General features: G+C 38.7%; 30 protein-coding genes. 6 read left to right on the top strand and 24 right to left on the bottom strand.

From position 1 onward, the window contains the following. Positions 1 to 5: 5 nt before the first annotated feature. The 24 genes from rplO to rpsL all read right to left on the bottom strand — a co-directional run bounded on the left by rplO (position 6) and on the right by rpsL (position 12338). Positions 6 to 458, bottom strand: coding sequence for a 50S ribosomal protein L15 (gene rplO, locus K8F54_RS04965; protein ID WP_290787892.1), 453 nt, complete (start codon positions 456 to 458; stop codon positions 6 to 8). A 10-nt stretch (positions 459 to 468) separates the two neighbouring features. Next, positions 469 to 648: a 50S ribosomal protein L30 gene (gene rpmD, locus K8F54_RS04960; RefSeq protein ID WP_290787890.1), complete on the bottom strand. Its 180-nt coding sequence runs from the start codon at positions 646 to 648 to the stop codon at positions 469 to 471. Between the two features lie 11 nt (positions 649 to 659). Then, complete coding sequence (gene rpsE / locus K8F54_RS04955) at positions 660 to 1184, bottom strand: 30S ribosomal protein S5 (RefSeq protein ID WP_290787887.1); 525 nt, start codon at positions 1182 to 1184, stop codon at positions 660 to 662. A gap of 5 nt (positions 1185 to 1189) precedes the next feature. Continuing rightward, positions 1190 to 1546: a 50S ribosomal protein L18 gene (gene rplR, locus K8F54_RS04950; RefSeq protein WP_290787884.1), complete on the bottom strand. Its 357-nt coding sequence runs from the start codon at positions 1544 to 1546 to the stop codon at positions 1190 to 1192. Positions 1547 to 1557: 11 nt separating this feature from the next. Next, positions 1558 to 2100 carry a 50S ribosomal protein L6 gene (gene rplF / locus K8F54_RS04945; RefSeq protein ID WP_290787882.1) on the bottom strand — a complete coding sequence of 181 codons (543 nt, stop codon included), beginning with the start codon at positions 2098 to 2100 and terminating at the stop codon, positions 1558 to 1560. Between the two features lie 17 nt (positions 2101 to 2117). Beyond that, positions 2118 to 2519, bottom strand: coding sequence for a 30S ribosomal protein S8 (gene rpsH, locus K8F54_RS04940; RefSeq protein WP_290787880.1), 402 nt, complete (start codon positions 2517 to 2519; stop codon positions 2118 to 2120). Positions 2520 to 2585: 66 nt separating this feature from the next. After that, on the bottom strand, positions 2586 to 2855 hold the full coding sequence (gene rpsN, locus K8F54_RS04935; protein WP_290787878.1) for a 30S ribosomal protein S14: 270 nt from the start codon (positions 2853 to 2855) through the stop codon (positions 2586 to 2588). Positions 2856 to 2858: 3 nt separating this feature from the next. Then, positions 2859 to 3410, bottom strand: coding sequence for a 50S ribosomal protein L5 (gene rplE / locus K8F54_RS04930; protein WP_290787876.1), 552 nt, complete (start codon positions 3408 to 3410; stop codon positions 2859 to 2861). 2 nt (positions 3411 to 3412) lie between these two features. Next, positions 3413 to 3727: a 50S ribosomal protein L24 gene (gene rplX / locus K8F54_RS04925; protein ID WP_290787874.1), complete on the bottom strand. Its 315-nt coding sequence runs from the start codon at positions 3725 to 3727 to the stop codon at positions 3413 to 3415. Between the two features lie 12 nt (positions 3728 to 3739). Beyond that, the gene (gene rplN / locus K8F54_RS04920; RefSeq protein ID WP_034259303.1) at positions 3740 to 4108 is read right to left on the bottom strand and encodes a 50S ribosomal protein L14; all 369 of its coding nucleotides are present in this window, start codon (positions 4106 to 4108) and stop codon (positions 3740 to 3742) included. A gap of 2 nt (positions 4109 to 4110) precedes the next feature. Further along, the gene (gene rpsQ, locus K8F54_RS04915) at positions 4111 to 4371 is read right to left on the bottom strand and encodes a 30S ribosomal protein S17 (protein ID WP_034259304.1); all 261 of its coding nucleotides are present in this window, start codon (positions 4369 to 4371) and stop codon (positions 4111 to 4113) included. 17 nt (positions 4372 to 4388) lie between these two features. Further along, complete coding sequence (gene rpmC, locus K8F54_RS04910; RefSeq protein ID WP_290787871.1) at positions 4389 to 4580, bottom strand: 50S ribosomal protein L29; 192 nt, start codon at positions 4578 to 4580, stop codon at positions 4389 to 4391. 11 nt (positions 4581 to 4591) lie between these two features. Continuing rightward, a complete protein-coding gene (gene rplP / locus K8F54_RS04905) occupies positions 4592 to 5011 on the bottom strand; it encodes a 50S ribosomal protein L16 (RefSeq protein WP_100803218.1) in 420 nt (139 codons plus the stop codon). A gap of 18 nt (positions 5012 to 5029) precedes the next feature. Continuing rightward, positions 5030 to 5755 (bottom strand): 30S ribosomal protein S3, encoded by a 726-nt coding sequence (gene rpsC / locus K8F54_RS04900; protein ID WP_290787868.1) that lies wholly within the window; start codon positions 5753 to 5755, stop codon positions 5030 to 5032. Between the two features lie 3 nt (positions 5756 to 5758). Further along, on the bottom strand, positions 5759 to 6169 hold the full coding sequence (gene rplV / locus K8F54_RS04895) for a 50S ribosomal protein L22 (protein WP_290787866.1): 411 nt from the start codon (positions 6167 to 6169) through the stop codon (positions 5759 to 5761). Between the two features lie 6 nt (positions 6170 to 6175). Then, positions 6176 to 6454, bottom strand: coding sequence for a 30S ribosomal protein S19 (rpsS, locus tag K8F54_RS04890; protein ID WP_290787864.1), 279 nt, complete (start codon positions 6452 to 6454; stop codon positions 6176 to 6178). 3 nt (positions 6455 to 6457) lie between these two features. After that, positions 6458 to 7282, bottom strand: coding sequence for a 50S ribosomal protein L2 (rplB, locus tag K8F54_RS04885; RefSeq protein ID WP_290787862.1), 825 nt, complete (start codon positions 7280 to 7282; stop codon positions 6458 to 6460). Between the two features lie 26 nt (positions 7283 to 7308). Next, on the bottom strand, positions 7309 to 7599 hold the full coding sequence (rplW, locus tag K8F54_RS04880) for a 50S ribosomal protein L23 (RefSeq protein ID WP_290787860.1): 291 nt from the start codon (positions 7597 to 7599) through the stop codon (positions 7309 to 7311). Positions 7600 to 7606: 7 nt separating this feature from the next. Then, positions 7607 to 8236: a 50S ribosomal protein L4 gene (gene rplD / locus K8F54_RS04875; protein WP_290787858.1), complete on the bottom strand. Its 630-nt coding sequence runs from the start codon at positions 8234 to 8236 to the stop codon at positions 7607 to 7609. Continuing rightward, positions 8236 to 8847: a 50S ribosomal protein L3 gene (rplC, locus tag K8F54_RS04870; protein WP_290787856.1), complete on the bottom strand. Its 612-nt coding sequence runs from the start codon at positions 8845 to 8847 to the stop codon at positions 8236 to 8238. The genes rplD and rplC overlap by 1 nt, the downstream gene beginning before the upstream one ends. 164 nt (positions 8848 to 9011) lie before the next feature. After that, positions 9012 to 9317 carry a 30S ribosomal protein S10 gene (rpsJ, locus tag K8F54_RS04865; RefSeq protein WP_010181931.1) on the bottom strand — a complete coding sequence of 102 codons (306 nt, stop codon included), beginning with the start codon at positions 9315 to 9317 and terminating at the stop codon, positions 9012 to 9014. Positions 9318 to 9327: 10 nt separating this feature from the next. Beyond that, a complete protein-coding gene (fusA, locus tag K8F54_RS04860; RefSeq protein ID WP_290787854.1) occupies positions 9328 to 11460 on the bottom strand; it encodes an elongation factor G in 2133 nt (710 codons plus the stop codon). Positions 11461 to 11463: 3 nt separating this feature from the next. Then, positions 11464 to 11940: a 30S ribosomal protein S7 gene (rpsG, locus tag K8F54_RS04855; RefSeq protein WP_290787852.1), complete on the bottom strand. Its 477-nt coding sequence runs from the start codon at positions 11938 to 11940 to the stop codon at positions 11464 to 11466. A 23-nt stretch (positions 11941 to 11963) separates the two neighbouring features. After that, positions 11964 to 12338, bottom strand: coding sequence for a 30S ribosomal protein S12 (rpsL, locus tag K8F54_RS04850; protein WP_010230128.1), 375 nt, complete (start codon positions 12336 to 12338; stop codon positions 11964 to 11966). 258 nt (positions 12339 to 12596) lie between these two features. Here rpsL and K8F54_RS04845 point away from each other — a divergent pair, with 258 nt between their 5' ends. The 6 genes from K8F54_RS04845 to K8F54_RS04820 form a co-directional block, all read left to right on the top strand. Beyond that, positions 12597 to 14219, top strand: a complete 1623-nt coding sequence (locus tag K8F54_RS04845) for a BamA/TamA family outer membrane protein (RefSeq protein WP_290787831.1) — start codon at positions 12597 to 12599, stop codon at positions 14217 to 14219. Between the two features lie 119 nt (positions 14220 to 14338). Then, a complete protein-coding gene (locus K8F54_RS04840; RefSeq protein WP_290787828.1) occupies positions 14339 to 17440 on the top strand; it encodes a SusC/RagA family TonB-linked outer membrane protein in 3102 nt (1033 codons plus the stop codon). A 16-nt stretch (positions 17441 to 17456) separates the two neighbouring features. Beyond that, positions 17457 to 18884: a RagB/SusD family nutrient uptake outer membrane protein gene (locus K8F54_RS04835; RefSeq protein ID WP_290787825.1), complete on the top strand. Its 1428-nt coding sequence runs from the start codon at positions 17457 to 17459 to the stop codon at positions 18882 to 18884. Between the two features lie 18 nt (positions 18885 to 18902). Further along, on the top strand, positions 18903 to 19331 hold the full coding sequence (locus K8F54_RS04830) for a hypothetical protein (protein ID WP_290787823.1): 429 nt from the start codon (positions 18903 to 18905) through the stop codon (positions 19329 to 19331). Between the two features lie 227 nt (positions 19332 to 19558). Further along, complete coding sequence (locus K8F54_RS04825) at positions 19559 to 22822, top strand: SusC/RagA family TonB-linked outer membrane protein (RefSeq protein ID WP_290787820.1); 3264 nt, start codon at positions 19559 to 19561, stop codon at positions 22820 to 22822. An 18-nt stretch (positions 22823 to 22840) separates the two neighbouring features. Beyond that, the coding region (locus K8F54_RS04820; RefSeq protein WP_290787817.1) for a SusD/RagB family nutrient-binding outer membrane lipoprotein at positions 22841 to 24457 on the top strand (1617 nt) is incomplete at its 3' end.

The following is a 24457-nucleotide window of genomic DNA, read 5'->3' as shown; positions in this document are numbered from 1 at the left end:
TTGAATTACAATGTTACTACTTCACCACCGGCCGCTTCAATCGCTTTTTGAGCTGAGGCAGTAAACTTGTGTGCAGATACTTTTAATTTAGCCTTTAATTCTCCTCTTCCTAAAATCTTCACCATTTCGGTTTTTCCAGCTAGACCTAAACCTACTAGGGTTTCAAAATCTACAGTATCCTTTATCTTTTTATCATCAACCAATTGCTGAAGCGTGTCGAGGTTTACACCCTGATATTCCTTACGGTTAATGTTCGTAAACCCGAACTTAGGCACACGACGCTGAAGTGGCATTTGCCCTCCTTCAAATCCAAGTTTCTTGGAATATCCTGAACGGGATTTTGCTCCTTTATGACCACGAGTTGCCGTTCCACCTTTTCCGGAACCTTGCCCACGACCTACGCGCTTGCCTTTGTTACTAACCGAACCTTTTGCAGGTCTTAAGTTACTTAATTCCATTGTCTATATCTTAATTGGTTTCAACCGAAACCAAGTGTTTAACTTTAGTTATCATACCAAGAATGTTTGGCGTATCATTGTGCTCGACCGTCTGACCTATTTTATGAAGACCTAAGGACTCGAGCGTTCTCTTTTGGGTTTGAGTACGGTTTATGGCACTCTTTACCTTTGTTACTTTAATTTTTGCCATCTTTCCTGGTTTTATCCTTTAAACAATTTTTCCAAAGAGATTCCGCGTTGAGCTGCTACTGACTGCGCACTACGCAATTGCAATAACGCATCAAATGTCGCTTTTACTACGTTGTGTGGATTAGAAGATCCTTGAGATTTTGACAATACATCATGTACCCCAACGGCCTCTAATACCGCACGTACTGCACCACCTGCAATTACACCCGTACCGGGCGCTGCTGGCAATAGCGTTACACGCGCTCCACCATATTTTCCTTTTTGTTCGTGAGGAAGTGTTACTTTGTTCAACGGAATTCGAACTAAGTTCTTCTTGGCATCTTCAATGGCTTTAGCAATTGCGCTGGCCACATCTTTAGATTTTCCAAGACCGTGTCCTACGACACCGTTCTCATCACCAACTACAACAATAGCTGAAAATCCGAAGGCTCTACCCCCTTTAGTTACTTTAGTAACACGTTGTACGCCTACTAAACGATCTTTTAATTCAAGACCTCCTGGTTTTACTAATTCTACGTTTTTATAATCTTGATACATACTACTTAGAATTTAAGGCCGCCTTCGCGAGCTCCTTCAGCTAATGATTTTACTCTTCCGTGATATAGGTACCCGCCTCTGTCAAAAGAAACATTTTCAACACCGGCTTTTACAGCTTTCTCTGCAATGGCTTTCCCTACTAATTTTGCCGCTTCGGTCTTATTCACCTTTGTAGCGTCAATTTCTTTGTCTCTTGAAGATGCAGCTGTAATTGTCTTACCGCTTACATCGTCAATAAGTTGCGCATAAATCTCTTTATTACTTCTGAAAACAGCCAAACGAGGACGTTGCTCTGTTCCTGAAACAGTTTTTCTAATTCTGAAACGAATACGATCTCTTCTATCGTTTTTTGATAATGCCATAACTCTATTTGTTATGCAGATTTACCTGCTTTTCTTCTTAATATTTCTCCAACAAACTTGATTCCTTTTCCTTTGTAAGGTTCTGGCTTACGGAACGAACGAATCTTAGCCGCTACTTGTCCAACCAATTGCTTGTCGTGAGACGTTAATTTTACGATAGGATTCTTTCCTTTCTCAGCAATAGCTTCCACTTTTACTTCGGGAGCAATGTCCAACACTATATTATGTGAATATCCAATTGCCAAATCCAATTTTTGTCCTTGATTAGTAGCTCTGTATCCAACTCCTACCAGCTCTAACTCTTTTGTCCATCCTGTTGACACCCCTTTAATCATATTATTGATTAAAGATCTGTACAAACCATGCTTTGCTTTGTGCGCATTTATATCTGAAGGACGTTCCACAAAAGCATTTCCGTCTTCTACTTTGATGGTCACATCGGAATATTCCTGAGTCAACTCACCTAATTTTCCCTTTACCGTAATTACGTTGTCTTTAATATCGACTGTAACTCCTTCTGGGATTGCTACCGGGTTATTACCTATTCTTGACATTTCTTCTTGTCTTTATATTAGTATACGTAACATAATACTTCACCACCCACATTTTGAGCTTTGGCTTGCTTTCCTGTCATAACTCCTGCTGAAGTTGAGACAATTGCAATACCTAAACCATTCAAAATTCGAGGTAGTTCGGTTGAACTTGCGTACTTACGTAAACCAGGTTTACTAATTCTTTGAATCTTTTTAATTACAGGGTCTTTTGTAAGCTTGTCATACTTTAAAGCGATCTTGATAGTCCCTTGGGGTCCCTTATCGTCTTCAAACTTATAACTTAAGATATACCCTTGATCAAACAAGATTTTTGTAATCTCTTTTTTAAGATTGGAAGCCGGCACCTCTACTACGCGATGTCCTGCTTTCACTGCATTTCTAACTCGAGTTAGAAAATCTGCTATTGGATCTGTTGTCATTTAATTTAATTTGCGGTAATGGTTTTCGTCTGCTCTGGCGGACAAACCTGCTACCCATTTATAATTTTACCAGCTTGCTTTTCTAACACCTGGGATTAGACCTTGATTTGCCATTTCACGGAATGTTACACGTGAAAGTCCAAAAGTTCTCATATACCCTTTAGGTCTTCCGGTTAGCTTGCACCGATTGTGCATGCGAATTGGAGATGCATTCTTTGGTAATTTCTGTAAACCTTCCCAGTCACCAGCTTCTTTCAAAGCTTTGCGCTTTTCGGCATATTTAGCTACCATTTTTGCTCTTTTAACCTCACGGGCTTTCATTGATTCTTTAGCCATCTCTTAATTCTTTTTAAAAGGTAATCCTAGTTCAGTTAGTAATGCTTTCGCTTCTTTATCGGTTTCGGCTGTGGTTACGAATGTGATATTCAAACCTTCAATCTTCTTTACCTTATCGATATCGATCTCTGGAAAGATAATCTGTTCGGTAACACCCAAAGAGTAGTTACCTCTACCATCAAAACCTGTTGCTTTAATTCCGCCGAAATCACGCACCCTTGGCAATGCGGTAGTCACAAGTCTATCTAAAAACTCATACATGCGTTCTCCACGCAAGGTAACTCTCGCTCCAATTGGCATTCCTTTACGAAGTTTAAAGTTTGCAATATCTTTTTTAGAAATAGTTGCAACCGCTTTCTGACCTGTAATGTTTGTCAATTCGTCTACTGAGTAATCGATTAGTTTTTTATCTGCAACTGCTGCTCCAACGCCACGAGACACAACAATGCGCTCTAATTTTGGTACTTGCATTACATTTTTGTATCCAAACTCATCTGTAAGAGCATTCACTACTCTGCTCTTGTACTCTTCCTTAAGTCTTGGTAAATATCCCATAACTATAATACTTGATTCGATTTTTTGGAAAATCGCACTTTTTTACCATCTTCCATTCTATATCCTACACGTGTTGCGGTTCCAGATTTTGGATCGATCAATGCGAGATTAGAAATATGAATAGGAGCTTCTTTTTCGGTAATTCCACCTTGAGGATTAGCTGCGCTAGGTTTCTCATGCTTCTTTACTGTGTTCACTCCTTCTACTATTGCTTTGTTTTTTTCAAGAATCACCTTCATCACTTTTCCTTCGGCACCTTTGTGCTCTCCGGTAGTAACAACTACAGTATCTCCCGATTTTATTTTAAGCTTTGCCATCTTTGTTTCGTATTAAAGCACCTCTGGCGCCAATGATACTATTTTCATAAATTGTTTGTCACGAAGTTCTCTGGCAACCGGTCCAAATACACGTGTTCCTCTCATCTCCCCTTGTGGGTTTAAAAGTACACAGGCATTGTCGTCAAAACGGATATACGATCCATCCGGTCTTCTAACTTCTTTCACGGTACGTACCACTACTGCAGTAGAAACGGCACCCTTTTTAATGTTACCATTGGGAGTAGCTTCTTTTACAGTTACTACTATCTTATCTCCAATGGAAGCATATCTCTTTTTAGTTCCGCCCAACACTCTAATGGTTAGCACCTCTTTGGCACCGGTGTTGTCTGCTACTTTAAGTCTTGATTCTTGTTGTATCATGATTACTTCGCTCTTTCAATTATTTCTACTAACCTCCAACATTTCGTTTTACTTAAAGGTCTAGTTTCCATGATCTTTACAGTATCTCCTTCGTTGCAGTCATTTTTCTCGTCGTGTGCTACGTATTTCTTCGTTTTCAACACGAACTTTCCGTACATAGGGTGTTTTACTTTTTTTACTTCGGCAACAACAATAGACTTCTCCATTTTGTTACTGGTAACTACCCCAATACGCTCTTTTCTTAAGTTTCTTTTTTCTTCCATCTTTCAGCTTCGTACCCTTATTGTACTTCTCTTTTAGTTAGTTCTGTCGCAATTCTAGCGATCGTTCTTCTGTGCGATCTAAGTTGAATTGGATTTTCCAACGGTGATATGGTATGTGCCATTTTTAGGTCTGAATATGCTTTTTTTGATTCAGCAAGTTTTTCCTGAAGTTCCGCTGTTGATGTCTCGTTTATCTGTGATTGTTTCATCTTTAATAAAATTAAGCTTGATAATCTCTAGACATGATAAATTTTGTTTTTACCGGAAGCTTTTGAGCTGCAAGACGCAACGCTTCTTTGGCAGTTTCCAAAGTAACTCCGGAAACTTCAAACAACATTCTACCTGGTTTAACAACTGCTGCCCAATATTCTACAGCTCCTTTACCCTTACCCATACGTACTTCCAAAGGTTTCTTTGTAATAGGCTTATCTGGAAAAATCATAATCCAGATGGAACCTTCCCTTTTCATATAACGGGTAGCGGCAATACGTGCTGCTTCAATTTGACGTGCTGTCAAGAAATTTGAATCTAAAGACTTAATACCAAAGGTTCCATATGCAAGTTGGTTGCCACGACCGGCATTCCCCTTCATACGGCCTTTCTGCATTTTACGGTATTTTGTTCTCTTAGGTTGTAACATTTTCTTCTATTTAAAAAATTACTTTCTACGACGTGGCTTATTGTTGCCTCCTCGTCCTCCGGAATTTCCACCTTTTCCAGCCTTTTTGGTCATACCAACAAGGGGAGAAAGCTCTCTTTTTCCATAAACTTCACCTTTCATGATCCATACTTTAACACCCAATCTACCATAGGTAGTGTGTGCCTCAACTAAAGCATAATCGATGTCGGCTCTAAAAGTTGATAAAGGGATACGTCCATCTTTATACGATTCTGAACGCGCCATCTCAGCCCCATTTAAACGACCCGAAATCTGAATTTTAATACCCTCTGCGTTCATACGCATAGCAGCTGCAATAGCCATTTTAATAGCTCGACGGTATGAAATTCTGTTTTCAATTTGTCTCGCTACACTAGCTCCTACTAAGAAAGCATCTAATTCAGGTCTTTTGATCTCATGGATGTTGATCTGAACCTCTTTACCCGTAATCTTTTTAAGCTCTTCTTTTAACTTGTCTACTTCCTGACCTCCTTTACCGATAATGATACCGGGGCGGGCTGTGGTTATAGTAACGGTTACAAGTTTAAGCGTGCGCTCAATAATTACTCTAGACACACTTGCTTTACTCAAACGGGCGTGAATATATTTTCTAATCTTGTCGTCTTCGGCTAATTTATCACCGTAGTCGTTACCTCCGTACCAGTTGGATTCCCATCCTCTAATAATACCTAGGCGATTCCCGATTGGATTTGTCTTCTGTCCCATTTATTAATTGCTTTGTGTGTTATCGTTAGCTCCCAATACCAGTGTTACGTGGTTGGAACGTTTTCTAATTCTGTGTGCGCGACCCTGTGGTGCTGGACGAAGTCTTTTCAACATAGTTCCACCATCTACACGAATCTCTTTTATAAAAAGATCTGCATCTTCCAAAGAAGCATCCTCGTTCTTAGCTTGCCAGTTTGCAATTGCAGACAAAACCAATTTCTCTAAACGACGTGATGATTCTTTAGCACTGAACTTTAAAATATTAAGCGCCTTGTCTACTTTTTCACCTCGTATCAAATCCGCCATCAAGCGCATTTTTCTAGGTGAAGTAGGGCAATTGTTCAACTTAGCAAAGTACATTGTCTTCTTTGCTTCCTTGATCTGTTCTGCTCTTTCTCTTTTACGAACTCCCATGGCCTATTATTTTTTTCCTTTATTTTTTGCACCAGCGTGACCACGGAATGATCTTGTAGGTGAAAATTCTCCTAATTTATGTCCTACCATATTTTCGGTCACATATACAGGAACAAATTGTTTTCCGTTATGTACCGCGATAGTTTGTCCAACAAAATCCGGAGTAATCATAGAAGCACGTGACCAAGTCTTGATTACGGTTTTCTTATTCGACTCAACATTTTGTCCAACTTTCTGTTCTAACTTATAGTGAACGTAAGGTCCTTTTTTTAATGATCTTGCCATAGCTTATTTCTTTCTACGTTCGATAATATATTTACTACTCGGATTCTTCTTAGAACGGGTTCTGTAACCTTTAGCAGGAATACCGTTTCTAGAACGTGGGTGTCCTCCCGAAGATTTACCTTCACCACCACCCATTGGGTGATCAACCGGGTTCATAACCACTGGTCTTGTACGAGGTCTTCTTCCTAACCATCTTGATCTACCAGCTTTACCAGATACCAACAATTGATGGTCGCTATTCGATACAGCTCCAATAGTAGCCATACAATTAACAAGGATCATTCGTGTTTCACCAGAAGGTAATTTAACGGTTGCATATTTCCCATCTCTTGCCATTAATTGCGCAAACGCACCGGCGCTACGCGCCAAAACAGCACCTTGACCAGGACGCAACTCTAAACAAGATATAACAGTACCTAATGGGATATTGGCGAGTGTCATGGCATTTCCAATTTCTGGAGCAACGCTCTCACCCGAAACGATGTTTTGCCCAACCTGTAGTCCGTTCTGTGCAATTATATAACGCTTTTCACCATCTTGGTAATTCAATAAAGCGATAAAAGCCGTACGGTTTGGATCGTATTCAATTGAAGCAACAGTTGCAGGAATTCCTGCCTTGTCGCGTTTAAAATCGATAATTCGATATTTTCTTTTATGACCTCCACCTAAATAGCGCATGGTCATTTTTCCTTGACTGTTTCTACCACCAGATCTTTTGTTCGGAGCTAATAAACTTTTCTCCGGCTTATCAGTTGTAATGGCGTCAAATCCATTTACAACTCTAAATCGCTGACCTGGGGTGATAGGTTTTAATTTTCTTACTGACATTTTTGTCTAATTAAATCTAAGCAAGCTTAGATGTTCGTGTAAAAATCTATTGTATCACCTTCCGCCACCTGTACAATTGCCTTTTTATAAGCATTTGTTTTACCAGTTTGAATTCCCGTCTTTGTATAACGAGTCTTTCTATTGGGGCGGACATTCATTGTACGAACTCCGGTAACAGAAACTCCGTAAGCAGCTTCCACCGCTTTCTTGATTTCAACCTTGTTCGCCTTTGGGTTTACTACAAAACCGAAAACATTTTTGTCTTCCGCAGCTTTGGTAGCTTTTTCCGTAATTATAGGTTTTATTAAGATATTCATCTTGTTTCTATTTACTTAAGTTTGTTTCAATTCCTTCCAAAGAACCTTCAAACAGCACAAGACTGCTTGCATTCATAATTTTATAAGTACTTAATTCTGAGCTAGTTACAACTTCTGTACCTTTCAAATTGCGAGACGACAAATATACATTATTATTTAACTCTCCCAACACAAACAAAGATTTTTTGTTTTCAAGTCCTAACGACTTCAAAACAGCTGTGAAATTCTTTGTTTTTGGCCCTTCAAAATTAAGGTCTTCCAATACCACGATTGCCTTATCATTTGCCTTGATACTCAGGGCCGAACGACGCGCCAAACGCTTTAGGGTTTTGTTTAACTTAAAGGAATAACTTCTTGGTCTAGGTCCGAACATACGTCCACCACCTTTAAAAATTCCAGACTTGATACTTCCCGCACGGGCAGTACCTGTTCCCTTTTGTTTCTTGATCTTTCTCGTAGAACCCGTAATCTCTGCACGTTCCTTGGCTTTGTGAGTTCCTTGCCGTTGATTGGCAAGATATTGTTTCACATCTAGGTAAACAGCGTGATTGTTTGGCTCTATTCCGAACACATCCTTAGAAAGTTCAACCTTTCTACCTGTGTCTTTTCCGTTACTATCTAATACAGCTACCTTCATTATTTCTGAATCATTACATAAGCGTTTTTGTGACCGGGAACACATCCTTTAACCACAAGTAGATTCTTTTCAGGAACTACTTTTAAAACTCTTAAATTTTCAACTTTCACCTTTTCGTTCCCCATTTGGCCGGCCATCTTCATTCCCTTGAATACTCTCGCAGGATAGGATGCAGCACCAATAGAACCCGGCGCTCTTAAACGGTTGTGCTGACCGTGAGTCGCTTGACCCACACCACCAAAACCATGACGTTTTACAACACCTTGAAATCCTTTACCTTTAGAAGTACCTGAAATATCCACGTATTCTCCTTCGATAAAATGTTCCACCGTGATGGTGTCACCTAATTTGTAATTTTCTTCAAATCCTTGGAATTCTACGACTTTACGTTTTGCAACGGTTCCTGCTTTTTTGGCGTGCCCTTCGGCGGCCTTTGTAGCAGTCTTCTTGTCATCGAAACCAAGTTGAAGAGCTTCGTACCCGTCAACCTCTTTGGTTCTGACTTGGGTAACAACACAAGGGCCTGCCTCAATAACGGTACACGGAATATTTTTTCCGTTCTCGTCAAAGATGCTGGTCATCCCTATCTTCTTTCCAATTAACCCAGACATATTTATTTATTATTAGTTATTAATTATTCTCTTTTTTTATTCTGAAACCGCTTCAGAAAAAAACAGGGTCAAAATAAATTCAACCCTGAAATTATTTTGTTCCGTTTTTCCATTGCACGCAGCTCCGGACATGTTACTGAAACTATGGTGTTTCAGCAAAAGCACTATACCTTGATCTCTACTTCAACACCACTTGGCAACTCCAACTTCATTAGAGCGTCAATTGTTTTTGAAGAAGAGCTGTAGATATCCAATAAACGCTTGTAAGAGCTTAATTGAAATTGTTCTCTACTCTTCTTGTTTACGTGTGGTGAACGCAATACGGTAAAGATCTTCTTGTGCGTAGGTAAAGGGATTGGCCCTGTTACTACGGCACCGGTACTTTTTACGGTCTTAACGATTTTTTCAGCAGATTTGTCCACTAAATTGTGATCGTAAGATTTTAGTTTAATTCTTATTTTTTGACTCATTGCTGAAATATTATACGTTAGCGGTTCCTCTTGCTGCTGCGATTACTTCTTCCGATATATTTGAAGGAGTTTCAGCATAATGTGCAAATTCCATTGTTGATGTGGCACGACCTGATGACAAGGTTCTCAAAGTGGTTACATAACCAAACATTTCAGAAAGAGGCACTTCAGCTTTTACAACCTTAGCACCGGCTCTATCACCCATATCATTTACTTGACCACGACGACGGTTCAAGTCGCCTACTATATCACCCATGTTTTCTTCAGGCGTGATCACTTCCAATTTCATAATTGGCTCGAGTATTACGGCGCCTGCTTTTTTGGCAACCGCTTTAAAGCCTAATTTAGCAGCAAGTTCAAAAGAAAGTGCGTCAGAATCCACAGCGTGGAATGACCCGTCTTTCAAGGTAACTTTCATGCTATCAACTTCAAATCCGGCCAAAGGTCCATTCGCCATAGCTTGTTTAAATCCTTTTTCAACCGAAGGGATAAATTCCTTAGGAACGTTACCACCTTTTACAGCATTCACGAATTCAAGTCCTACTTTGCCGTCCTCAGCCGGTTCAAGGGTAAACACAATATCTGCAAACTTACCACGACCACCAGATTGCTTTTTATACACTTCTCTGTGATCTGCAGTTTTAGTTACTGCTTCCTTATACTCAACCTGTGGTTGACCTTGGTTCACTTCTACTTTAAACTCACGACGTAAACGATCCACGATAATGTCTAAGTGAAGCTCACCCATACCAGAAATAATAGTCTGGCCGGAAGCCTCATCGGTACGAACCGTAAAGGTTGGATCTTCTTCGGCAAGCTTTGATAAAGCCATACCTAATTTGTCTACATCGGCCTTTGTTTTAGGCTCCACCGCGATACCAATTACAGGATCGGGGAAGTTCATACTTTCTAAAACGATAGGGTGTTTCTCATCGGACATGGTATCTCCTGTCTTAATATCTTTAAACCCAACAGCTGCTCCAATATCTCCTGCTTCAATAAAATCGATAGCGTTTTGCTTATTAGAGTGCATTTGGTAAATACGTGAGATACGTTCTTTTTTTCCCGAACGGTTATTCAAGATATAAGAACCTGCATCCAATCGACCGGAATAAACACGGAAGAATGCCAAACGACCTACAAATGGATCGGTAGCAATTTTAAATGCCAATGCCGAAAAAGGAGCAGATACATCCGGCTTGCGGATCTCTTCTTTTTCGGTATCCGGGTTTACACCAATAATACCTTCCTTATCCACTGGAGAAGGTAAGTATCTACAAACGGCATCCAATAAAAATTGAACTCCTTTGTTTTTAAAAGACGACCCACATACCATTGGTATGATAGACATATCCATTACAGCAGCTCGAAGTGCAGCATGCACTTCATCTTCAGTAATAGAATCTTCATCTTCCATATATTTTTCAAGCAAATTTTCATCATAGGCAGCAACTTCTTCAATAAGTTTACCACGTAATAATTTTGCTTCTGCCTTTAGTTCTTCAGGAATATCGACAACGTCAAAAGTTGCTCCGAAAGACTCATCATGCCAAATTACCGCACGGTTCTTTACTAGATCAACAATTCCTTTAAAGTTCTCTTCATCACCAATATTCAATACGATCGGTACGGCGTTTGACTTTAACATGTCTTTCACCTGCTGACAAACTTCCATAAAGTTAGCCCCTTGACGATCCATTTTATTAACGAATCCAATACGTGGCACCTTATAGTTATCTGCAAGCCTCCAGTTAGTTTCAGATTGTGGCTCAACACCATCTACTGCACTAAAAAGGAATACCAATCCATCTAGCACACGTAGCGATCTGTTTACCTCAACGGTAAAATCAACGTGACCCGGAGTATCGATAATATTAAAATGAAAATCTTTTGTTTCGTCCACCGGTTCACCATTTTTCAATGGGAACTTCCAGGTACAAGTAGTAGCTGCCGAAGTAATGGTAATACCTCTTTCTTGCTCCTGTTCCATCCAGTCCATAGTTGCTGCACCATCGTGAACTTCACCAATTTTGTGACTCACCCCGGTATAGAACAAAATACGTTCTGTGGTGGTGGTTTTACCGGCATCAATATGCGCAGCAATCCCTATATTTCTTGTATATTTTAAATCTCTTTGTGCCATTTTTTAGAATCTGAAATGTGAGAATGCCTTATTTGCTTCGGCCATTTTGTGCGTATCCGTACGCTTTTTAACCGCAGCACCTTCTTCTTTTGCAGCTGCAAGAATTTCGCCTGCTAACTTTTGTGCCATAGATTTTTCGTTACGCTTTCTCGCATAACCGATCAACCACTTCATAGCAGTTGCAATCTTTCTGTCCGGACGTATTTGCATAGGAATTTGGAAGGTGGCCCCACCAACTCTACGACTACGAACCTCGACGTGTGGCATTACATTAGAAAGAGCATCTTTCCAAATTTCTAAAGCCGTTTTTTCTTCGTCTGTTTTTTTCTCTTCTACGATATCTATTGCATCGTAAAACACTTTAAAAGCCACCGACTTTTTTCCGTCCCACATCATGTTGTTCACAAAACGTGTTACCAATTGGTCGTTAAACCTTGGATCGGGTAAAAGTGGTCTTTTCTTGGCCTGTCTTTTTCTCATGTCTTCTCTTTAAAAGTTTTAAATTACTTTTTAGGGCGTTTTGCACCATACTTAGATCTACGTTGTGTTCTTCCTTCAACACCAGCGGTGTCTAAAGCTCCACGAACAATGTGGTATCTAACTCCTGGCAAATCCTTCACCCTTCCACCTCTAACCAATACTATCGAGTGCTCTTGTAGATTGTGTCCTTCACCCGGGATGTATGCGTTTACTTCTTTTCCGTTTGTCAACCTAACCCTCGCTACTTTTCGCATCGCAGAGTTTGGTTTCTTAGGAGTAGTCGTATATACACGCGTACACACACCTCTTCGCTGAGGGCACGAATCTAAAGCAGCCGATTTACTCTTCTTGGTTATTTTGGCTCTTCCTTTTCGTACTAATTGTGAAATTGTTGGCATATAAAATATGTATTATACTTATTTAAATATAAAATCCCTCTTTTTAAGGGCTTGCAAAGGTAGAAATAAAATTGAATTAATCAAACGTTACTAAATTAATTTTACCCACTCTTTTATTATTTTGAAATTCAGATATTAAATGCCGAAGCGAAACGTTAGTTTTACAACACAAAAAAGTAGTTTTTGAAACAGTTCCTTCGCCTTTTCTTATACCTTAATATATATACTGCTTTTCTTCAGATAGCAAATGCTCAAAATTTGAATCTGATAATTGAGGCCGAAACAACGATCCCCCAATCCCTTTTGGATAGCCTGGAACATCCCAAATCCTTTGCCAATTATTTAAGTCTGAAAAAAGTCGCCGACACCTTGGCTTATCAACTTCAAAAGAAAGGATATATTGAAAGTGAATTACGCACGCTTGATAAAAAGAATGATTCCAGTTATATCGCTACGTATTTTTTAGGAAATAGATACCTATATATTAAGGTATTCTACCAAGCAACCGATTTCAAAAAAAGTGAATTGTTCAGAGTTGCCCAAGAGGTAACTGACGAATATTTTATACTTCGTGTGGAGAATGTGGAAACCGCACTATTAAAATTGAACAGTTTTAAAGCCGAAAACGGAAACGCCTTCGCTAAAGTACGGTTGGATGAGATCACCAAACTGTCCGCCAACACACTAGAAGCGCAACTAATTCTCGTGAGCGGTGCCGAGCGAACCATCGACTCCCTTGTGGTAAAAGGGTATGATAAATTTCCTAAGTCTTATTTGAAATATTATGCCGGCGTGAGGGTTGGGAGAAAATTCAGTCAAAAAAAATTGATCGCGCAAAACGACGTACTCAATAATCTGGGATTTGTAAGTACCATAAAAGCCCCGGAAGCCTTATTTCGAAAAAAAACAACTGCGGTTTATTTTTATCTGAAAAAACAAAACAACAATCTGTTCGATGGCATTTTGGGGTTTTCCACTAACGAAGAAACTCGGAACTTGGCTTTTAACGGCTACATCAACTTAGAACTTAACAATAATTTGAACTTCGGCGAACAATTGGTTGTCAACTACAAAGCCGACGGAAACGAGCAACAAAATTTTAGAGTAAAGGCGACTATGCCCTATTTATTTAAGTCGCCATTTGGTTTGGGAGCAGAACTCAAGATTTTTAAAAGGGATAGTTCGTTTGTCACTACAGAGCAACAGGCGAGGATTACCTACCAGATCACACCCACTTCCCACAGCTATATTGGATATAAAGGATATGAATCAAGCAATTTATTGGACGCAGCTATTGGAGGTATCGCTATTGAAGATTATACTTCGCGCAATATTATAGCCGGAATAGCATATAAAAAACAACAAAGAAATAACCTCTTTCCGGTTAAATCGTACCTATCTATCGATGCTGAAGTTGGGTCGCGAGAATTAAAAAGTGCCAAAGAAGGGCAAGAACGCTTTTCCGCCTTACTACATCATATTTTTAATCTCAATTTTAAAAATTCTGTTTTTCTTCAGAATAGTACAAGTGTTTTGTTGAGTGATACTTTTATCACCAATGAACTTTTTAGATTTGGCGGTATTACAAGTATACGTGGATTTGACGAAAATAGTATCGATGCATCGTTTTTTTCAGTATTAAATACGGAATATCGATATGCCTTTAATGCATCTATTTATATACATAGTATTATTGATGTTGGGTATTTTGAGAATCAGATTTTTCTTCAGAAAGAGAAATTATACAGCTTCGGAATTGGTTTGGGATTGCAGTCCAAAGCAGGGCTTTTAAAGCTTAATATTGCCAATGGAAACTCCGAAACACAAGATTTTGGACTTTCAAACACCAAGATTCATATAAGCCTAACCTCAAGGTTTTGATTTTATTGGGTAAGAGCCGATAATAATAAACCTTGGCATGTATAATTTTTAAGAATAAAAACTTGTTAATTCAACAATTTATTGTCAATTTTGACCAATCTTAATTAAATATTAATAATATGAAACAAAAAATACGTGGAATACTAACGTTTTTATTAGCGTTAGTGGTGCAATTTGCTTTTGCACAAGAAAAGACCGTTTCCGGAACTGTGTCTGATGATACAGGGTTACCTTTGCCGGGAGCCAATATTATTATTAAAGAGACAAACACCGGTACCCAATCGGATTTTGACGGAAATTATTCTATCGAGGTAAACGTTGGGCAAACTTTGGTTTTCAGTTATGTCGGTTTCGACCCTCAGGAAATTAAAGTGGGTGCCGCCAACACTATTAACGTTGGTATGGTTGCTGGTAATGTCCTTTCAGAAGTAGTTGTAACTGGGTATTCGACCCGAAACCAGACAGTTTCTACTTCGGCAGTAGTATCTATATCTGCCAGCGAAATTTCGGAATTGAGTCCAACAACGAGTATTGACAACCTGTTACAAGGTAAAGCAGCAGGGGTTGCAGTAACCTCAGCAAATGGTAAGCCCGGACAAGGTGCGTTCGTACGTATTCGTGGAGTTGGGTCGCTATCTGCTGGAGCTTCTTCTCCTTTATATATAGTTGACGGTGCAGTGGTTCGTGAAGAAGATTTAGGAAATATCCCCAATGAGGATATTGATAAAATCGACATTTTAAAAGATGCTGCGACTACAGCACAGTATGGTTCCAGAGGAGCCAATGGAGTTGTGGTTATTACAACAAAAAGAGGTAATAGAAATAAAGATGCTATTGTAAAGTATAGTTCGCGATTTGGATTCACTTCTAGAATCAATCCAAATTTTGAAGTGATGAATGCTGAAGAAAAGATGCAATATGAAGCAGAACTTTTCGCCCTTGGAATATCAGCAGCAAATAGTTTGCCGGGTGTTACAACGGCACCGGGTAGTACCGAAAGACAGTTCTTACTTGACAATGAAACCGACTGGCAAGATCTAATGCTTAAGCAAGGGATCGTTCAAAATAACAGCGTTTCTATATCCGGTGGATCAGAAAAAGCGGATTACTACTTTTCTGTAGGTCATGATAGAAACTCTGGAATCATTGATCAACTAGACGGTTTTGAAAGAATCAATTCCAGATTGAACGTTAATTTTGACGCAAAAGACTGGTTGAAAATTGGTGTGAATGTAGGATATGCTCGATCCACTAGTGATGAGCCTAGAGACAGAAACAACGCACAAAACCCGTTTAGAGCGATGTATGATTACAATCCATACGAAACAGAATTTGTTTTGGACGAAGATGGTAGTATCGTATTAGACGAAAACGGAAACCCAGTTTATTCACCTACGCATACTACTTTCAATGTGAGAGGTGCTTTATTATCTGAGCCATCAGTTGCCATTGAAAACAACTTATTGGCAGGTGTAAACGCTGACGTAAAGCTATTTAAAAACTTTAGTTATGGCTTTTCAGCTTCGGCTAATAGCCTTAATAGAAGAACAGATGGTTATTCGAAACCCGGAGGAATCTTGGACGCGATTATTGGTGATCCTAACAACCCCGGAAATAAATTAGATACCGGTATATACCGTTTTGACTTTACCGTTAGCAATAGACTGAATTATCGTCTTGATGCAACCAATCACCATTTAAATGTATTGGGACTAATGGAGTATAATGTCAATGAAAACAATGGATATACTGCACGAAGTATCGGTTTTCCATCGGCACAAGTGCACACACAGGTGAATGCTAGTACGCCTACGGTTGCTTCGACAACACGAAACATACTTACACTTTTATCTTATGGACTTTTCGCTGATTATGATTTTGACGAAAGATATTTGGCATCAGCTTCTGTACGTACAGATGCATCCTCAAATTTTGGACAAAACAATCAATACGGTTGGTTCTATAGTGGAAGTTTGGGATGGAACATCGCCAAAGAAGATTTCTTTCAGGTAGATGCGATCAACGATTTAAAGCTTAGAGCTGCTTATGGTACCGTAGGAAATAGAAATGGTATTGCTCGTTATGCATCTCAAAGTTTAGTAAGTTTTGGTAGTTCTTATCCTGGAGGTCCTTCAACTACAACGAATAACCATGGAAACAATGCTATTAAGTGGGAAACCACCATTACTTCCAATATCGGTTTAGAGTTTAACTTGTTTGGCAGAAGAGTTAGAGGTGTAGCTGATTATTTTAAAAGAGAAACTGAAGCCTTGTTATTCTTAATACCTGCTGCAGATGAAGTAGGTGCGATTGACAATACTGGTCAGTTAGGTGTTGTTGGTAACCTTGGGGTTATTGAAAATAAAGGTTTAGAAATTTCATTACAGGCTGATGTCTTTAGAAATGAAAACTTTAAATGGACCTTAGGAGGAAACATCGTATTCTTAGATACAGAAATTGTTGAGCTACCCGATTTAGATGGGGATGGTGAAGGTGATGATGTATTTCCAACACAGGCTTATAATATAGCTTATCGCGAGGGTGTTAAAATTAATGAGCACTACTTGGTACGATATGCCGGTGTAGATCCTGCTACAGGAGAAGCGCTTTATTATGGAGCCGACGGTGAAAAGTATACAGGTCTAAACCTTCCTGAAGGTGAAAATAGAGTTTTCCAAGGAAAATCTACTATCGCCGATAAAGAAGGAGGTTTCTTCTCAAACATTACTTATAAAGGTTTTGGTTTGCGTACCGACTTTGTATTCAAGGCAGGAAACTGGGTTAACAACTTTGTGAAGAATAACTTAATTTCTGATGGAGCCAATATAGATGACAACCAAGCATTGGATGCATTCAATTACTGGCAACAACCAGGAGACACAGACGTTCACCCAAGTCCATTATACTTACAAGATGAGTTAGAGGCTGGGGTTAATTCGGATCGTTTCTTGGAAAAAGGCGACTATATAAGAATGCGAAACGTAACATTTTCTTATAACTTCCCAAGAGCAACCTTGGAAAGATCTCCATTAAGTGCATTGCGAATTTATGTGCAAGGGCAGAACTTATTGACCTTCACAAAATTCTATGGAGATCCAGAAGTAGGTCTTTCATCGGGAGAAACAATTAGTTTTGCAAATTCTGTTGCACCGGGTGAAGCAACTCTCTATAGTTATCCAAATACAAAATCTATTCAAGTAGGTTTAGACGTAAGTTTCTAATTAAAAAAAAATGACAATGAAAAAATATATATATAAATTAACGTGTATTTTTCTTTTAACAGGAACACTTATTTCCTGTGATAAAGAACTAGACCAAATACCTTATGACGGTTTTGCTACGGCAAATGCGTTTGTAACGGCATCCGATTTTGAAAATGGTATCCGTGGAGTATATTCTCAATTACTTAGAGGTGGAATGTACGGAAGTAGTGATGCTGGCTCTATGCTAAGTGCACCAGATGTATTATCAGATAATGCAACCTTATCACAAGGCGGTAGGAATACAAAATTGTATTTACACAATTTTAGTTATAATGCATCTACTACAATGCTTACTTTTTATAGAGACGCATATGTAATGATCTATCATGCCAATCAAGTATTGTTTTATGCCGAAAACTTTGAAGGAGAAAGCAAAGCGAATATCGTGGCTGAAGCAAAAGCACTAAGAGCGCTTGGACATTTAAATTTGGCATCCTATTTTGCTAAAATACCAACACAGTCGGGTGACGCTAACGGAAGTTTAGGTGTTGCTTATGTAACAGAAGCAGATACAAGTATTTTACCTTCTCGTTCCAGCGTTGCCGAAACTTATGGCATGATCATTCAAGATTTGGAAGATGCTCGTGCTGGGATTAATGATAGCAATCCAGCAAATAGATTGAATAAAAATGCTGTTAATCTATTATTATCTAGAGTATATCTATATATGGGACAATGGCAAAATGCTGTTGATGCTGCTAATCGAGTAACCACCGCTGTTGCTCCTAGAGGCTCTGTAGTAGGAATTTGGGAAGACACAAGCACCGATGGATTAGTCTTTAGCATTGAAAACGAGCAACCCGTTCTTGGAAACGCAATTGGTGTTACATGGAGCCAAGGTGGTGTTACAAGTTTAATTCCTGAATATGTAGTTTCCTTTGAGCTTGCCAATTTGTTTGCAAGTGATGATATCCGAAAAGACGCCTATGTTTTAGATGCGTCTAGCGGAGGAATTCCATATAATGGTATTAAGAAATTATTTGCTCGCCCTGGAGGGCAGCCTGGTGTTGTTGACTACAAAATATTAAGAGCTGAAGAAGCCTATTTAAACAAGGCAGAAGCGTATTTTAATATTGGAAATGAGGCTGCAGCAAGACAAGCTTTAGATCAAATAAGAACTAATAGATATACAAACCCGCCAAGTGGTGAAACAGGAAATGCTTTAAGAGATGCGATACGTCTCGAAAGACGATTGGAGCTTGCTTTCGAATACCAACGCTTTTTTGATTTAAAAAGATGGGGATTGGGAATAAACAGAACCAATGCTGGTGATATCGCTGACGGATCAGGAACGCCTTCAGACGTGTTGACACTTGCTGCAGGAAGTAATAAATTTCAATTACCGATTGCTCAAAGTTCTTTAGATTCCAATGCAAACATGCAGCAGAACCCAGGGTATTAATTTTAAAAACTAAAACAGATGAAAAAAATATTTTTAGTATTAACATTAATTGTGTCGGCTGCATTAGTTACATCATGTGAAGTTGATAACAATGATTATGATAGCGAACGAGGAAACACAATTGGATTTACTTTTCCTAGTCAGCAGATATCGATAAATCCAGGACAAACTATAAATTTCCCAGTTGCCTATTTTGTGACTTCTCTTTCTTCGGAAGACAGAACTTTCGCATTAGAGGTAGTTGCTGAAGAAACCAGTATTACTTCAGATAATTTTAGTTTTGATTCTGAAGTTTTGATTCCGGCAGGAGAACGAAAAGGATCTGGCTTTTTCGCACTAACTAATAATTCACTACCTACCGAGTATGGAACATTGGTAGTTCAGTTTGTACCAACTGCTGATATTACTTCAGGACAGCGTGCAATTTTTGAATTAAAAAGTAATTAATATAGATTAGATTTCTAATCATATAGTTATAATAACAAAAACACTTATGGTAATTCCATAGGTGTTTTTTTATTCCTTTAAATGTAATATCTAAAAATTATCTCATTTTTTTTGCTTTAACATAGATTATACAATAGTTAAAAAAAACTAAATTTTAAGTTTAAAAAGTTGTGTATTTAACTTTTTATTGTGATTTTTGGCATTGGCTAATTCAAATAAATCATAAAATGAGAACAAAGTTTAGTGGAATTTTAACGCTATTACTAGCGTTTGTAGTGCAACTCACGTTCGCACAAGAAAAAACAATCTCCGGATCGGTGTCAGATAATACTGGTTTACCCCTGCCTGGAGTTAACATTATCGTAAAAGGTACTAGTAATGGTACACAGAGTGATTTTGATGGTAACTACAGTATTCAAACTAGTACTGGTCAAATTCTTGTGTTCAGTTATGTAGGTTTTACTACGATAGAAAGACCCGTGACAGCGGCAACTAACTCAATAAGTGTTCAGCTTCAAGAGGATGCTGCAGTACTTGAGGAAGTTGTTGTAACTGCTTCGGGAATTAAAAAGGAAAAGAAAGCACTGGGATATGCTGTTTCTTCGATTAAAGAAGAAGCTATTAAAGATAATCCTGAAACTGACTTAACTCGTATTTTAACAGGTAAATCGGCTGGTATTGACATTACAACACAAAATGGAATGTCAGGATCTGCTAACCGGGTTATCATTAGAGGGATGAACTCCTTCTCTGGAAACAACAACGCGCTTTATGTAATTGACGGAGTCCCGTATAGTAACGATACCAATGCAGCAGGCGATTTTGTTGATGGTAACATGGGAACCAGTAGATCGTTTGATATTGATCCAAACAACATTGAAAATATTGATATCTTAAAAGGTCTTGCCGCAACCACCCTTTATGGAACCGATGGTAGAAATGGAGTGATTTTAATTACTACTAAAACAGGAAGTTCTAAAAATTTAGCTTCGAAGCAAGAAATTGAGATTTCTTCTTCTTACTTCTTTAATGAAATTGCTTCATTACCAGACTACCAAAATAAATACGGTGGTGGTTTTGATCAGGCATTTGGTTGGTTCTACAGTAACTGGGGACCAGGTTTTTACAAAGATGGCCTTGGAGGCTGGGGACAGTTTGTAGATGATACAGATACGGATGGAACTAAACCTTTCCATTCAGACGGTACCATTCCTCACCCATATTCACAGTCTGCTTACTTGGCTACTAACTATCCCGATTTTGCGGCACAATACGACGGTGCTCGTTATGACTGGAAACCTAGAAATGCTGTAGAAAAATTCTTTAAGACTGGTGGAGTTGCGTCTATAGCTTTGACCGCTAGAGGAAGAAGTGAAGATAACAAATATAACTACGGTCTAGCGTTCGCACATGTGAATGATGAAGGTTTTACACCAGAGAACAATGTAGACAGAACGAACTTAACCATATCAGGTGGTGCAAAATTATCTAACAAGGTTAACGCAAGAGGATCTTTAAATTATACAAAAACCAACTTAAAGACACCTCCGGTATCAGCGAGTTTTGGTAGTAGTATATTTGGAACCGGTTCATCGGTCTTTGGAGATTTATTATATACTCCTAGAAGTTTGGATTTCTTTGATTTCCCATATCAAGCTCCAGATGGTAGTAGTATTTACTATCGTGATGACAATGCCATTCAACACCCACTTTGGACGATTGCTAATGCACGTTTCTCACAAAACGTAAATCGTGTAAATGGATTTGGTGCCATTGACTATGACTTGACCGAAAATCTAAATATTGCGTACCAAGGAAGTGTGGACATGTATTCTGAAGATAACGTGAATAAACAAAACAAAGGTGGTGTAACCGGTAACGAGGCAACCGATAGTGGTTTTTACAGCACACTTAATAACAATAATCTCATTGTAGATCATAAAGTGGTATTAAGCGGAAATAACTTTTCACTTTTTAACGACGACTTAAATATCGATTTCTTAGTTGGTGCAACATCAAAAAGTACCGACTACAATAGAATTGGAGTTTCCAGTACAGGGCAACAGGTATTTAATTTCTTCGATCACAGCGGTTTTACTGATGCGTCAGCTATAGAATACCACGAGAAAAGAAATGTAGTTGGTGTATATGGTCAACTTGGGTTTGATATTAAAGATTTCCTTTATCTGAACTTTGCAGGAAGAAATGACTGGGTATCAAATGCAATAAATAACACCATATTTTATCCATCTGCTAGTGCGTCGTTTATACCAACTTCTGCATTCCCAGCTTTACGATCGGATGCAGGTATAAACTTCTTAAAATTAAGAGCCGGTTATGGAACCTCCTCAAGATTTGCAGAGGCATACCCTACTGCCACCAATGTGGTGCTAGATTCTCAAGCATGGCTTAATGGAACTACATTAGTTACTTCCAACACTACCAATAGTAACATTGGTAATCTTAATATCAAGCCGGAATTGTTTTCTGAAATTGAATTTGGTGTGGAAGCAAGATTATTCAACCGTATCAATTTTGATGTTTCTTATTACGAAAGAACTACAACCGACTTGATTATTCAGGGACAACCCATTGCGGTTAGTACAGGAGCTTCGACTACCGATACCAACATCGGTGAAATTTTCCGTCATGGTATTGAAGCAGATTTCGGTGTAGATATCATCAAAGGAGATGGCTTCAACTGGAATTTTAATGTAAATTTTGCAAAAACTGAAAGTGAAGTAATTGATTTAGGTCAAGAAAATGCTCAGCTTATCATGTATGCCGGATTCACAAACCTTGGAAATGGTGCACGTGAAGGATATCCACTTGGTGCTATTTTTGGAGCACGTATCGCAAGAGATGAAAATGGTAATTTATTAGTAGATGGTGCAGGTAACTATCTTTCTCAAGAAATAGACGAGGATGGTCTATTGCCATTTATCGGTGATCCAAATCCAGATTTTGTAATGAACTACTCAAATACATTCTCGTATAGAGGATTGTCATTGAATGTAGCCGTTGGTCACACTTCAGGAGGAGACATGTACACAGTAACTGTTGCTTCACTTATGGGTAGAGGATTAACGACTGATACCGAAGATCGTTTAGCAACGTACATCTTACCTGGTGTAAGTGCGGCAACTGGATTGCCAAATGATATTCAGATTAATAACTCTAATTTCTATTTCGATAATGGATTTGCAAGTCCTGCTGATGAGCCATCAATTTATGATGCTTCAGTAGTACGATTGAGAGAAGTATCTCTAGCCTATTCATTACCTACAAAACTATTAGAAAAGACACCTTTTGGAAAAGTTGTAATTAAGGCAAGTGGATACAATATGTGGTACAATGCATATAACACTCCTAAAGGAATTAATTTCGATCCCAATGTCGCAGGTTTAGGTGCAGGAAACGGAGAAGGATTTGAGTTCTTAACTGGACCAAGTAGTAAGAGATATGGTTTCAGTGTTAATCTTACATTTTAATATTTAAAAAAAATGACAATGAAAAAATTAAATAAAATATCAATATTATTTTTTCTACTTCTTGGGATTACCTTCACATCATGTGAAACCACAGATTTAGATTTACTTGATGACCCAAACCAAGTTACCCTAGATAAGGCCGATTTGGAGCGTTATTTGGTGGCTATTCAGTTAGACTTCAATAATTTCAGTAGAATTTATGGAGGTAACGGAGCGGCTCTAACCAGAGTTAGCTATATGTTTGGAAGAACCTATGCTAATAATTTTGCCCCTGAGAATACAAATTTCGAATGGGGATTAGCATATCGTGGGATGTTTTCAGATATGAAAAATGCCGAAGTGATAGCCTCAGAGCTAGAATTGAACAAGCATATTGGAGTAATGCGAATTCTAAAAGCATCTGCGCTTATGACCTTGGTTGATTACTATGGAGATATTCCTTTTAGTGAGGCTACAAATCCAGAAGAATTTCCAAATCCAAACGTAGATGATGATGCATCTGTTTACGCTGCTGCTTTAGAAATGCTTGACGAGGGTATCGCTTTGCTAAATAGTGAAAGCTTAGGACTTGAAACCGATTTTTATTACGACAATGATTTTTCAAAGTGGATTAGATTAGCGAACACCTTAAAAATGAATGCGTACCTAAACACTAGATTGGTTAATTCAGATGCAACAGCAAAATTTAACGCCATAGTAAACAGTGGAAACTATATTTCTAATACCGCAGATGATTTCCAATTTCAATATGGAAACAATGTAACCAATCCCGATACAAGACACCCTTCTTACACAGGAGACTATGCAGTGAGTGGAGCTGGTAATTACAAATCAAACTGGTTAATGGATGTAATGTATCATTCAAATGACCCAAGAATTAGATATTATTTTTACAGACAATGGCCTTGTACGCCAAACGCCGATGGAGCTGATGGCAATCCTTGTCCTCCAGACCCACAACGCTTGTTCTGTTCTACTCAGGCTAGACCCGCTCATTTCCCAAGTGGAATGGTATTTTGTAGTGTAGACGGTGGATATTGGGGTAGAGATCATGGAAATGGAGAAGGAATTCCACCAGATTCCTTTAGAAGAACTGCCTTTGGTGTATATCCGGCCGCTGGAAATTTTGATGACGACAGATTTTTGCCAGTGGGTGTAGGTCAAGGCGGTGAAGGTGCAGGAATTATGCCAATTATGTTAGCTTCTTGGGTTGACCTTATGCGAGCAGAAATGGCATTAGCCGGAGGAAATGCTTCAGGAGCTAATTCGTTCCTTCAAAGCGCCATGCAAAAATCAATTGCTAAAGCAATGAGTTTTGGAAATTTTGATCCACAAGCCGACCTGAGTTACGCGCCTTCTTCTGGAGATGTATCAACTTATATTTCTTCAGTAGGTGCTGCTTTTACAGCAGCCAATACGCAAGGAAAATGGGACATCTTAGGAGTACAGCATTTTATCGCTCATTTTGGTAATGGAAACAACCCTTACAATTTCTATAGAAGAACTGGTTACCCAACATCACTACAGTTTAATCTTGAATTGAGCTCTGGAAATTTCGTGAGATCATTTTTCTACCCTGCTGATGAGGCGAATACAAATAGCAACATTCAGCAAAAATCAAATGTAGATACTCAG

Source organism: Altibacter sp. (genome assembly GCF_019913785.1).
Classification (GTDB): domain Bacteria; phylum Bacteroidota; class Bacteroidia; order Flavobacteriales; family Flavobacteriaceae; genus Altibacter.
Note: the sequence above shows the minus strand (reverse complement) of the source record. Positions and strands in the feature narration are given on the sequence as shown.

Excerpts from the sequence above, each read along its gene's own strand:
- rpsJ (WP_010181931.1), bottom strand. The coding sequence starts at position 9,317 with ATGAGTCAAAAAATAAGAATTAAACTAAAATCTTACGATCACAATTTA.
- rpmC (WP_290787871.1), bottom strand. The coding sequence starts at position 4,580 with ATGAAACAATCACAGATAAACGAGACATCAACAGCGGAACTTCAGGAA.
- rplD (WP_290787858.1), bottom strand. The coding sequence starts at position 8,236 with ATGAAGGTAGCTGTATTAGATAGTAACGGAAAAGACACAGGTAGAAAG.
- rplW (WP_290787860.1), bottom strand. The coding sequence starts at position 7,599 with ATGAATATCTTAATAAAACCTATAATTACGGAAAAAGCTACCAAAGCT.
- rpsH (WP_290787880.1), bottom strand. The coding sequence starts at position 2,519 with ATGACAACAGATCCAATAGCAGATTTTCTAACTCGAGTTAGAAATGCA.
- rplE (WP_290787876.1), bottom strand. The coding sequence starts at position 3,410 with ATGGGATATTTACCAAGACTTAAGGAAGAGTACAAGAGCAGAGTAGTG.
- rplF (WP_290787882.1), bottom strand. The coding sequence starts at position 2,100 with ATGTCAAGAATAGGTAATAACCCGGTAGCAATCCCAGAAGGAGTTACA.
- rpsE (WP_290787887.1), bottom strand. The coding sequence starts at position 1,184 with ATGTATCAAGATTATAAAAACGTAGAATTAGTAAAACCAGGAGGTCTT.
- K8F54_RS04830 (WP_290787823.1), top strand. The coding sequence starts at position 18,903 with ATGAAAAAAATATTTTTAGTATTAACATTAATTGTGTCGGCTGCATTA.
- rpsS (WP_290787864.1), bottom strand. The coding sequence starts at position 6,454 with ATGGCAAGATCATTAAAAAAAGGACCTTACGTTCACTATAAGTTAGAA.
- K8F54_RS04840 (WP_290787828.1), top strand. The coding sequence starts at position 14,339 with ATGAAACAAAAAATACGTGGAATACTAACGTTTTTATTAGCGTTAGTG.
- rpsQ (WP_034259304.1), bottom strand. The coding sequence starts at position 4,371 with ATGGAAGAAAAAAGAAACTTAAGAAAAGAGCGTATTGGGGTAGTTACC.
- fusA (WP_290787854.1), bottom strand. The coding sequence starts at position 11,460 with ATGGCACAAAGAGATTTAAAATATACAAGAAATATAGGGATTGCTGCG.
- rplB (WP_290787862.1), bottom strand. The coding sequence starts at position 7,282 with ATGTCAGTAAGAAAATTAAAACCTATCACCCCAGGTCAGCGATTTAGA.
- rplO (WP_290787892.1), bottom strand. The coding sequence starts at position 458 with ATGGAATTAAGTAACTTAAGACCTGCAAAAGGTTCGGTTAGTAACAAA.
- rpsN (WP_290787878.1), bottom strand. The coding sequence starts at position 2,855 with ATGGCTAAAGAATCAATGAAAGCCCGTGAGGTTAAAAGAGCAAAAATG.
- K8F54_RS04835 (WP_290787825.1), top strand. The coding sequence starts at position 17,457 with ATGAAAAAATATATATATAAATTAACGTGTATTTTTCTTTTAACAGGA.
- rpsC (WP_290787868.1), bottom strand. The coding sequence starts at position 5,755 with ATGGGACAGAAGACAAATCCAATCGGGAATCGCCTAGGTATTATTAGA.
- rplC (WP_290787856.1), bottom strand. The coding sequence starts at position 8,847 with ATGTCTGGGTTAATTGGAAAGAAGATAGGGATGACCAGCATCTTTGAC.
- rplP (WP_100803218.1), bottom strand. The coding sequence starts at position 5,011 with ATGTTACAACCTAAGAGAACAAAATACCGTAAAATGCAGAAAGGCCGT.
- rpsG (WP_290787852.1), bottom strand. The coding sequence starts at position 11,940 with ATGAGAAAAAGACAGGCCAAGAAAAGACCACTTTTACCCGATCCAAGG.
- rplX (WP_290787874.1), bottom strand. The coding sequence starts at position 3,727 with ATGGCAAAGCTTAAAATAAAATCGGGAGATACTGTAGTTGTTACTACC.
- rpsL (WP_010230128.1), bottom strand. The coding sequence starts at position 12,338 with ATGCCAACAATTTCACAATTAGTACGAAAAGGAAGAGCCAAAATAACC.
- K8F54_RS04825 (WP_290787820.1), top strand. The coding sequence starts at position 19,559 with ATGAGAACAAAGTTTAGTGGAATTTTAACGCTATTACTAGCGTTTGTA.
- rpmD (WP_290787890.1), bottom strand. The coding sequence starts at position 648 with ATGGCAAAAATTAAAGTAACAAAGGTAAAGAGTGCCATAAACCGTACT.
- rplR (WP_290787884.1), bottom strand. The coding sequence starts at position 1,546 with ATGGCATTATCAAAAAACGATAGAAGAGATCGTATTCGTTTCAGAATT.
- rplV (WP_290787866.1), bottom strand. The coding sequence starts at position 6,169 with ATGGGAGTTCGTAAAAGAGAAAGAGCAGAACAGATCAAGGAAGCAAAG.
- rplN (WP_034259303.1), bottom strand. The coding sequence starts at position 4,108 with ATGATACAACAAGAATCAAGACTTAAAGTAGCAGACAACACCGGTGCC.